We start from the raw sequence: 9,763 nt of genomic DNA, 5'->3' as shown, positions 1-9,763 counted from the left end.
TCGGCTAGCACTTCCCCTTGCCGGGCGTGCAGGGGACTTTCACCCCCAAGTCATTCCAAGGCACCACCCTTGGAAACAGCGCCAGTCAGGCGCTGCGCGCCATGCCTGGCGCACAAGCAAACAGGCGCACCGCCGGGGCGATGCGCCTGATAGGAAGCCAACCGTCGATGATACGGCAGGCACCGTCGACTCAGTTGACGGAATCCTTCAACGCCTTACCGGCCTTGAAGCTCGGCACCTTGGCAGCCTTGATCTCGATCGGCTCACCGGTCTGCGGGTTACGGCCGGTGCGTGCAGCGCGCTCCTTAACCTGGAAAGTGCCGAAGCCCACCAGGGAAACGCTGTCACCTTTCTTGAGGCTTTCGGTCACGGTGTCGACCATGGCATCCAGCGCACGAGAAGCCGCTGCCTTGGGAATGTCGGCAGACGCGGCAATGGCTTCGATCAGCTCGGATTTGTTCACACTTCACCCCTTGACATTTTTCGTAAATTGGCTCTAATCGGCGAGACTTTCGGCTGGCTGACGCGATCACAGCATGGCGGGTGTTTATAGCAATGCAGTGAAAGAGCTGTCAAGCAAACTCCCTTGCCAAACCGCGCCATGCCGGGGCTCAAGCACCGACATGACGAGAAAAATATGCTTAATGCGTGCTTATCATTGGAGCCGAAGAGGTGGAATCTTCCCCTCGAGCATCTTCCTTTTTCGGCGTCGACTTGTCGACCAGCGCCACCTCCAGAACATCATCGATCCAGCGCACCGGACGAATATCGAGGGCTTCCTTGATGTTGTCAGGAACTTCCTTGAGATCGCGGCTGTTCTCCTCGGGAATAAGCACTGTCTTTATACCACCGCGCCTGGCAGCCAGCAATTTCTCCTTCAGCCCGCCAATCGGCAGCACCTCGCCGCGCAGATTGATCTCGCCAGTCATCGCCACATCGCAGCGTACCGGCCGCCCCGTGTAAGCCGAGACCATAGCGGTGACCATGGCGATGCCCGCACTGGGACCGTCCTTGGGCGTAGCGCCCTCGGGCACATGGATGTGCAGATCCTCCTTCTCGAAGCGCTCCGGGTCGATGCCCAGTGCCAGGGCTCGAGCCCGCACCACCGTCTGTGCCGCGCTGACCGACTCCTTCATCACGTCGCCGAGCGAGCCGGTCTTGTCCAGACGCCCCTTGCCGGGCGTGATCACCGACTCGATGTAGAGCAGCTCGCCCCCCACCGAGGTCCAGGCCAGGCCGGTCACCCGGCCGACCTGATCCTCCTGATCGGCCAGGCCGTAGCTGTAGCGACGCACCCCGGCGTAGGGTTCGATGTCGGCTGCCGAGAGCAGCACCGGCGCCTGGGCGCCCTCCTGGTTCTCCTTCTCGAGGCGCTCGCGCAACACCTTGCGGCATACCTTGGCAATCTGGCGCTCCAGTTCACGCACCCCCGCCTCGCGGCTATAGTAGCGGATCAGCTCGAGCAGTGCGTCGTCGGAGAATGACAGTTCGTCCGCCTTGAAGCCGTTGGCCTTGAGCTGCTTGGGCACTAGGTAGCGACGGGCGATGGCCAGCTTCTCATCCTCGGTGTAGCCCGGCAGGCGGATCACCTCCATGCGGTCAAGCAGTGGACCGGGGATGTTCATCGAGTTGGCCGTGCAGATAAACAGCGTCTCGGAGAGGTCGTAATCCAGCTCCAGATAGTGGTCGCTGAAGGTGTCGTTCTGCTCCGGGTCCAGCACCTCGAGCAGCGCCGACGAGGGGTCGCCACGATGGTCCATGCCGATCTTGTCGACCTCGTCGAGCAGGAACAGCGGGTTCTTGACCCCAGCCCTGGCCATGCGCTGGATCAACTTGCCGGGCAGCGAGCCGATGTAGGTGCGTCGATGGCCACGGATCTCCGACTCGTCGCGCACCCCGCCAAGGGCTAGGCGCACGTACTTGCGGTTGGTGGCCCGAGCGATCGACTGCCCCAGCGAGGTCTTGCCCACCCCGGGCGGCCCCACCAGGCAGAGCACCGGCCCCTTGAGCTTCTTGACCCGCTTGTGTACCGCTAGGTACTCGAGGATGCGCGACTTGACCTCGTCCAAGCCGTAATGGTCCTCGTCGAGCACTTTCTGGGCATGCACCAGGTCATGCTTGATGCGGGTACGCTTCTTCCACGGCACCGCCACCAGCCAGTCCAGGTAGGAGCGCACCACCGTGGCCTCGGCGGAGTTAGGCGACATCATCTTCAACTTGCCAAGCTCCTGAAGCGCCTTGTCGCGGGCCTCCTTGGGCATGCCGGCTTCTTCAATGGCCTGCTCGTACTTCTCGGCCTCGTTGGGCACGTTCTCGAGCTCGCCCATCTCCTTTTGGATGGCCTTCATCTGCTCGTTGAGGTAGTACTCGCGCTGGGACTTCTCCATCTGCTCCTTGACCCGCGAGCGGATGCGCTTCTCCACCTGCAGCAGGTCGATCTCAGACTCGATCAGCGCCATCAGATGCTCGATACGATCGCGTACCCGGTCCATCTCCAGCAATTGCTGCTTGTCGTCGATTTTCAGCGACAGGTGGGCGCAGATGGTATCCACCAGCCGGCTGGGGTCCTCAATGCCAGAGAGCGAATTGAGCACCTCATTGGGCACCTTCTTCGACATCTTCACGTACTGCTCGAACTGGTTGAGCAGCACCCGCACTAGCGCCTCCTGTTCGCGCTCGCTGAGCGGCTCGCTCTCGCGCAGGCTGACCTCGGCGCGGCTGTAGCCGCCATCGGTCGCGATGATCTCGCGGATATCGGCTCGTGACTCGCCCTCGATCAGCACCTTGACCGTACCATCGGGCAGTTTGAGCAGCTGCATGATCTCAGCCACGGTGCCGATGGAAAACATGTCCTCGTTATCGGGGTCGTCCTTGCTGGCCTCGCGCTGAGCCACCAGCAGCACGCGCTTGTCGGCTGCCATGGCCGCCTCGAGTGCCTGGATCGACTTCTCGCGGCCGACGAACAGCGGGATGACCATCTGCGGATAGACGACCACATCACGCAGTGGCAAAAGGGGCAGACTCAGGGTCTGTTCGGCGTTCTGCTGCATCGCAGACGTTCCTCGCACGAAATCGAATGAATACTCAGGGAGTGGGGGCGACGGGAAGGCTTTACAAGGCGCACCAACCGCCCACCAGGCATGACGGTCGCGGTCACAAAAAAGCGGGAGGGCCTCGCGACTCCTGCCGGCCAGCATGGCCGATGCAGGAAGGAGAGCCACTCCCGCCCGGGGCCAGACCCCGATGGTTTAGCCGTCGGTACCGTCGACCCGCTGCGCCTCCTGCTGAGAATAGATCAGCAACGGCTCACTCTCGCCGTTGATGACCGAGGCATCGATCACCACCTTGGACACCCCTTCCAGAGAGGGAATCTCGTACATGGTGTCGAGCAGTACCGATTCGAGGATCGAGCGCAGACCGCGGGCGCCCGTCTTGCGCGCCATGGCCTTGCGGGCCACCGCCCGCAGGGCATCCTCGCGGAACTCCAGCTCCACGCCCTCCATCTCGAACAGCCGGGCGTACTGCTTGATCAGCGAGTTCTTAGGTTCGGTGAGAATCTGGATCAATGCATCTTCGGTCAGTTCGGTGAGGGTGGCGATCACCGGCAGACGACCCACGAACTCAGGGATAAGGCCGAACTTGACCAGATCCTCGGGCTCGACATCGAGCAGCAGGTCACCGACGCCCTTGGTCTCGTCCTTGCTCTTGACCACCGCATTGAAGCCGATACCGCCCTTCTCGGCACGATCGCGGATCACCTTGTCCAACCCGGCAAAGGCGCCACCGACGATGAACAGGATATTGCCGGTATCGACCTGCAGGAACTCCTGCTGAGGATGCTTGCGCCCGCCTTGGGGCGGCACCGAGGCGGTAGTGCCCTCGATCAGCTTGAGCAGCGCCTGCTGCACACCCTCGCCCGAGACATCACGGGTGATCGACGGGTTGTCCGACTTACGCGAGATCTTGTCGATCTCGTCGATATAGACGATGCCGCGCTGGGCCTTCTCCACATCGTAATCGCACTTCTGCAGCAGCTTTTGGATGATGTTCTCGACATCCTCGCCAACGTAGCCCGCCTCGGTGAGGGTGGTCGCGTCGGCGATGGTGAAGGGCACGTTGAGCAGCCGCGCCAGGGTCTCGGCAAGCAGCGTCTTGCCGCTGCCGGTGGGCCCGATCAGCAGGATGTTTGACTTGCCAAGCTCGACGTCATCGTCCTTGGCACCGAAGTGCAGGCGCTTGTAGTGGTTATAGACCGCCACCGACAGCACCATCTTGGCGCGGTCCTGACCAATCACATAGTCGTCGAGGGTGCGACGAATCTCGCGGGGAGCGGGCAGGCGTTCCTCATCGCTCTCGGCATCGGCATCCAGCACCTCCTCGCGAATGATGTCATTGCAGAGATCGACACACTCATCGCAGATATACACGGACGGACCGGCAATCAGCTTGCGTACCTCGTTCTGATTCTTGCCGCAGAACGAGCAGTAGAGCAGCTTGCCGCCTTCGTCCTTGCCTTTGCCGTCGGCCATTCACGTACCTCTTTCATAAAGACGCCCCCACCGTATCGCGCATGGAGGGTCGGATCCACCACGGCGGCCAAGGCCGCCAGGAAACATTTCAGTGCAGGAAAGTCACTCGGATGAGTTTCACGCTATCAGGATGTCGGCCGCTGTTCCAGTACCGCATCGATCAGGCCATACTCAGCGGCCTGGGCACCATTCATGAAGTTATCACGATCGGTGTCCCGGGCAATGGTGGCGATATCCTGGCCGGTATGGTGCGCCAGGATCTGGTTGAGCTTGTCGCGGATACCGAGAATCTCGCGGGTGTGGATCTCGATATCCGAGGCCTGACCCTGATAACCGCCCAGCGGCTGGTGGATCATCATTCGCGAGTTGGGCAGACAGTAGCGCTTGCCGGCGGCGCCACCGGCCAGCAGCAGCGCACCCATGCTCGCCGCCTGGCCGATACATACCGTGGAGATGTCGGGCTTGATGAACTGCATGGTGTCGTAGACCGACATGCCGGCAGTCACCGAGCCACCCGGTGAGTTGATGTAAAGATGGATGTCCTTGTCCGGGTTCTCGGACTCCAGGAACAGCAGCTGGGCCACCAGCAGGTTGGACATGTAGTCTTCCACCGGGCCCACCAGGAAGATCACGCGCTCCTTGAGCAGGCGGGAATAGATATCATAAGCCCGCTCGCCGCGCGCGCTCTGCTCGACCACCATGGGCACCAGGCCACCGGCGGATTGGATATCGAACGGGTTGCTCATCTAAGTGATGTCCTTGGTTCCGATGAATGGAAGCGTGGGGTAACACGCTGCCCGACCGGCTGGTCAGGCAGGTAGCAACGTGGCGTGATCAGGCCTGCTTCTGCTCGTCCTGCTCATCGCTCTCGGCCTCTTCTTCGCCTTCGTCGGCGACTTCACCCTGTTGCTGGGCGGCGGCCAGGGCCTCTTGATAGCTCATTGCCACGTCCTTGACGTTGGCCTGCTCAAGCAGCACGTCGACGGCCTTCTCTTCCAGCACGGCGGACCTGACCTGGGTCTTCATCTGGTCATTGGCCATGTAGTACTCGACCACCTGCTGCGGATCCTGGTACTGCTGGGCCAGCTCCTCGACCTTGGCCCGAATCTCGTCGTCGGAGGCATCGAGCTCGTGAGTCTTGATCACCTCGGCCAGCAGCAGGCCGACCTGCACCCGGCTTTTGGCCTGCTCGGCAAACAGCTCGTCGGGCAACTGGCTGACATCGAAGTCCTCACCCAGACCGAACTGCTGAGCCGCCTGGCGCTTGAGACCCTCGGTCTCCTGCTGTACCAACGCCTGGGGCACTGGGATGTCGTTGGCCTTCTTCAGCGCCTCGAGCACCTGCTGCTTGACGCGATTGTCGGCGGCCTGGTTCGCCTCGCGGATCATGTTCTGCTTAACCTCGGCACGGAACCTATCCAGATCGCCATCCTCGACGCCGAACTTCTCGATGAACTCGGCATCCACCTCGGGCAGCGCCTGGCCCTTGACGGCCTGGACCTTGACCTTGAAGGTCGCATCCTGCCCAGCTAGCTGTTCGGCCTGGTAATCCTCGGGGAAGGTGACCTCGATGGTCTTGTCCTCGCCCGCCCGGGCACCGATCAGCTGCTCCTCGAACCCGGGGATGAAACTGCCCGACCCGATCACCAGCTCGTGACCCTCGGCGCTGCCGCCCTCGAAGGGCTCATCGCCCAGGAAGCCCTGGAAGTCGATCGTGACTTGATCCCCGTCCTCGGCAGGGCGCTCGACCGCCTCCCAGCCGGCATTCTGCTTGCGCAGGGTGTCGATCATCTCGTCGACATCGGTCTCGCTCACTTCGACCACCGGCCGCTCGATCTCGGCGCCCTCGATGGACGATAGCTCGACCTCGGGATAGATCTCGAGGGTAGCGGTGAACTCCAGATCCTTGCCTTCCTCGTTGACGTCGGCTTCGATCTGCGGATACCCGGCCGGATTGAGCGCGTTTTCCGAGATGGCACGCACATAGCGCTCGCGCATCACTTCGCCCACCACCTCATCGCGCACGCCGCGCCCATAGCGCTGACGAATCACCGACATCGGAACCTTGCCCTTGCGAAAGCCGTCCATGCGCACGGTCTTCGCGGCGTCCTTGAGACGGGCAGCAACGGCCTCGTCGACCTCGGCGGCCGGCACCTGAACCTTGATGCGGCGTTCTATCGGGGAGGTCGTATCGACGGAAACTTGCATGAAATATCCTCTACCGGCTGGGGCGTTCTGTGAAAGCGTGAAAGGGTCAAAGGGATGATTCTAAGAATCCCGCCCGATACTGGCAAGCACCATGCCTGAACAGATGGGGGCCTGACGACACATTACAAGGGGCGCGCGAGGGTTTTTCGGCGCTGCCGAGGAGGGTCACCGAGGGGCAGAAAAGGGCTCGCCGAGTGGCCAAAAGCATGACGGCGCTCGCCATGAACGGCAGGCGGCAACAACGGAATCAACGCGGGGAAAGCGAAGCTGATGACAAAGGCAATGGGGTGGATGATGGGGATCGAACCCACGACCACCGGAGCCACAATCCGGGGCTCTACCACTGAGCTACATCCACCACTGCCTGGAGATCATGTCGAGATGGGGTGGATGATGGGGATCGAACCCACGACCACCGGAGCCACAATCCGGGGCTCTACCACTGAGCTACATCCACCATGACGACACGGGTCTTGCTCAACGCTTGAAGGGATCGCATGAACTGCTACTGGCAACTCCATGCAACACATGGCGCGCCCAGCAGGATTCGAACCTGCAACCTACGGCTTAGAAGGCCGTTGCTCTATCCGGTTGAGCTATGGGCGCATTGTATGACTCAGAGCGCCTGACCGCAACCCGCAACGAGAAATAAATCTTTCTCAATCAACAGGTTATGGTCGGGGTGGAGGGATTCGAACCCCCGACATCCTGCTCCCAAAGCAGGCGCGCTACCAGACTGCGCTACACCCCGCCGGCTCTTGCACGGCCCTGACGCCGCCGCAGGGGGCCTCGTCAAGCGCTGCGTATTCTACGGAACTTTCCACTGGGGTCAAGCAAGAACCGCGCTTCCGCCGCCCGGCCGCTTTGCCTCGGGGCCCTGGCATGCGAAAATCCCTGCCCCGATTACGCCTCATCCATCTCATCCCCGACCAGAAGGAAGCTCGATGACCGCTCAACTGATCGATGGCAAATCGATTGCCGCCCGAGTTCGCCAGCAGGTCGCACGCCAGGTACAGGCGCGCCGCGAGAACGGAGAGCGCATTCCTGGACTGGCCGTGGTTCTGGTGGGTGAGGATCCGGCTTCCCACGTCTATGTCCGCAACAAGCGCAAGGCCTGCGAGAAGGCCGGCATCCACTCCTTCATGCACGAATTGCCCGCCGACACTGCGCAGCAGGCACTCGAGGCACTGATCGACCGGCTCAACGCCGACCCCAACGTCGACGGCATCCTGGTCCAGCTGCCGCTACCCGAGCACCTCGACACCGGGCCGATCCTCGAGCGCATTCTCCCCCACAAGGACGTCGATGGCTTCCACCCCTACAACCTGGGACGCCTGGCCCAGCGGCTGCCGCTGCTGCGTCCCTGCACGCCCAAGGGCATCATGACCCTGCTGCAGGAAACCGGCCTGCAGGTCCGCGGCCTGGATGCCACTGTGGTCGGTGCCTCCAACATCGTCGGTCGACCCATGTCACTCGAGCTAATGCTGGCCGGCTGTACCACCACCGTCTGCCATCGCTTCACCCGCAACCTCGAGGCTCACGTGCGGCGTGCCGACCTGCTGGTGGTCGCGGTGGGCAAGCGCCAACTGGTCGAGGGCGAATGGATCAAGCCCGGCGCCATCGTCATCGACGTGGGCATCAACCGCCAGGAGGACGGCCGGCTGATCGGTGACATCGACTTCGCCCCCGCCGCCGAGCGCGCCAGCTGGATCACCCCGGTCCCCGGCGGGGTCGGCCCCATGACCGTCGCCTCGCTGCTTGAGAACACCCTTCAGGCCGCCGACATGCATGACGCCAAGAACCGGCATGCATGACGCCTGCCACTCCGAAGCGCGCACCACTACCGGCTCCGCCGGTGGCTTTGCTGACGCTGCCTCATCAGATCAGCTCGGTGCCTGGAACCGCCAGTCGAGCGTCTCGCCGGCGGCCAGGGGAACGATGCTCTGGCCCTCGACATAGGGCAGCGCCTCGGGCAGCGGCCAGGGCGCGCGCACCAGGGTCACGGTCTCGGTGTTGCGCGCCATGCCGTAGAAGTCGGCGCCGAAGTGGCTAGCGAAGCCCTCGAGACGCTCGAGGGCACCGGCCTGCTCGAAGGCCGTAGCATAGAGCTCCAGGGCCGCCGGCGCGGTATAGGCCCCCGCGCAGCCGCAGGCACTCTCCTTGTCGCCACGGGCATGGGGAGCGCTATCGGTGCCCAGGAAGAACTTAGCGCTACCTGAGGTCGCCGCGGCCAGCAGCGCCTGGCGATGACGTTCGCGCTTGAGAATTGGCAGGCAGTAATAATGGGGACGGATACCGCCCACCAGCATCTTGTTGCGGTTGAACAGCAGGTGGTGGGCAGTGATGGTGGCGGCGACATTGGCCGGCGCCGCAGCCACGAAATCGGCGGCCTCGGCGGTGGTGATGTGCTCGAAGACTACCTTCAGTTCTGGATGGCGCTCGAGCAGCGGCTTCATGATTCGCTCGATGAACACCGCCTCGCGGTCGAAGATGTCAATATCGTCGTCGGTGACCTCGCCATGCACCAGCAGCGGGAGGCCCAGTCGTGCCATGGCGGCAATCGCCGCATCGCAATGGCTAAGGTCGGTGACACCAGAGGCCGAGTGGGTGGTCGCCCCGGCGGGATAGAGCTTCACTGCATGCACCAAGCCGCTGGCGCAAGCCCGCTCGATCTCATCAACCGGCGTAGTGTCGGTCAGATAGAGCGTCATCAGTGGCTCGAAATCGGCCCCGGCAGGCAGCGCCGCGAGGATCCGCTGGCGATAGGCCTGCGCCTGCTCGGTGGTGGTCACCGGCGGCTTGAGGTTGGGCATGATGATGGCGCGGCCCATCTGGCGGGCACTGGCGGCCACCACAGCCGCCATGGCCTCGCCGTCGCGCAGGTGGAGATGCCAGTCGTCCGGGCGGGTCAGGGTGATCGAATTCACGGCAGGTCCTGTGTCGAAAGCCCCTGCAGCGACACCATCGCCGCGAGGCATGAGCCAAGGGGCGGTCAGTATATCGCAACCCCGCGATTGACCCGAGCC

At 62.8% G+C, this 9,763-nt stretch carries 7 protein-coding genes and 4 tRNA genes; 1 reads left to right on the top strand and 10 read right to left on the bottom strand.

Features of this window, described 5'->3' with window-relative positions; all coding sequences use genetic code 11:
• Positions 1–190 precede the first annotated feature (190 nt).
• From DFO68_RS01915 to DFO68_RS01875, 9 genes are all read right to left on the bottom strand, one after another.
• A complete protein-coding gene (locus tag DFO68_RS01915) occupies positions 191–463 on the bottom strand; it encodes an HU family DNA-binding protein (protein WP_133481472.1) in 273 nt (90 codons plus the stop codon).
• A 178-nt stretch (positions 464–641) separates the two neighbouring features.
• The gene (gene lon / locus DFO68_RS01910) at positions 642–3,050 is read right to left on the bottom strand and encodes an endopeptidase La (protein WP_133481470.1); all 2,409 of its coding nucleotides are present in this window, start codon (positions 3,048–3,050) and stop codon (positions 642–644) included.
• Positions 3,051–3,248: 198 nt separating this feature from the next.
• A complete protein-coding gene (gene clpX / locus DFO68_RS01905) occupies positions 3,249–4,529 on the bottom strand; it encodes an ATP-dependent Clp protease ATP-binding subunit ClpX (RefSeq protein ID WP_133481468.1) in 1,281 nt (426 codons plus the stop codon).
• Between the two features lie 125 nt (positions 4,530–4,654).
• Positions 4,655–5,275, bottom strand: coding sequence for an ATP-dependent Clp endopeptidase proteolytic subunit ClpP (gene clpP, locus DFO68_RS01900; protein WP_133481466.1), 621 nt, complete (start codon positions 5,273–5,275; stop codon positions 4,655–4,657).
• Between the two features lie 88 nt (positions 5,276–5,363).
• The gene (gene tig, locus DFO68_RS01895; RefSeq protein WP_133481463.1) at positions 5,364–6,737 is read right to left on the bottom strand and encodes a trigger factor; all 1,374 of its coding nucleotides are present in this window, start codon (positions 6,735–6,737) and stop codon (positions 5,364–5,366) included.
• A gap of 283 nt (positions 6,738–7,020) precedes the next feature.
• Positions 7,021–7,095 (bottom strand) — tRNA-His (locus DFO68_RS01890).
• Between the two features lie 24 nt (positions 7,096–7,119).
• Positions 7,120–7,194 (bottom strand) — tRNA-His (locus tag DFO68_RS01885).
• A 72-nt stretch (positions 7,195–7,266) separates the two neighbouring features.
• A tRNA-Arg gene (locus DFO68_RS01880) sits at positions 7,267–7,343 on the bottom strand.
• Between the two features lie 68 nt (positions 7,344–7,411).
• Positions 7,412–7,488 (bottom strand) — tRNA-Pro (locus DFO68_RS01875).
• 193 nt (positions 7,489–7,681) lie between these two features.
• Here DFO68_RS01875 and folD point away from each other — a divergent pair.
• The gene (gene folD, locus DFO68_RS01870) at positions 7,682–8,551 is read left to right on the top strand and encodes a bifunctional methylenetetrahydrofolate dehydrogenase/methenyltetrahydrofolate cyclohydrolase FolD (protein ID WP_133481461.1); all 870 of its coding nucleotides are present in this window, start codon (positions 7,682–7,684) and stop codon (positions 8,549–8,551) included.
• A 69-nt stretch (positions 8,552–8,620) separates the two neighbouring features.
• On the opposite strand, the gene pyrC is transcribed toward folD, so the two are convergent.
• A complete protein-coding gene (gene pyrC / locus DFO68_RS01865) occupies positions 8,621–9,664 on the bottom strand; it encodes a dihydroorotase (protein WP_133481459.1) in 1,044 nt (347 codons plus the stop codon).
• Positions 9,665–9,763 lie beyond the last annotated feature (99 nt).

This window comes from Halomonas ventosae (genome assembly GCF_004361885.1).
In the GTDB taxonomy this organism is placed as follows: Bacteria; Pseudomonadota; Gammaproteobacteria; order Pseudomonadales; family Halomonadaceae; genus Halomonas; species Halomonas ventosae_C.
Note: the sequence above shows the minus strand (reverse complement) of the source record. Positions and strands in the feature narration are given on the sequence as shown.

Bases quoted from the DNA above. Each gene is read 5' to 3' on its own strand.
- clpP (WP_133481466.1), bottom strand. From the start codon at position 5,275: ATGAGCAACCCGTTCGATATCCAATCCGCCGGTGGCCTGGTGCCCATG.
- tig (WP_133481463.1), bottom strand. From the start codon at position 6,737: ATGCAAGTTTCCGTCGATACGACCTCCCCGATAGAACGCCGCATCAAG.
- clpX (WP_133481468.1), bottom strand. From the start codon at position 4,529: ATGGCCGACGGCAAAGGCAAGGACGAAGGCGGCAAGCTGCTCTACTGC.
- folD (WP_133481461.1), top strand. From the start codon at position 7,682: ATGACCGCTCAACTGATCGATGGCAAATCGATTGCCGCCCGAGTTCGC.
- lon (WP_133481470.1), bottom strand. From the start codon at position 3,050: ATGCAGCAGAACGCCGAACAGACCCTGAGTCTGCCCCTTTTGCCACTG.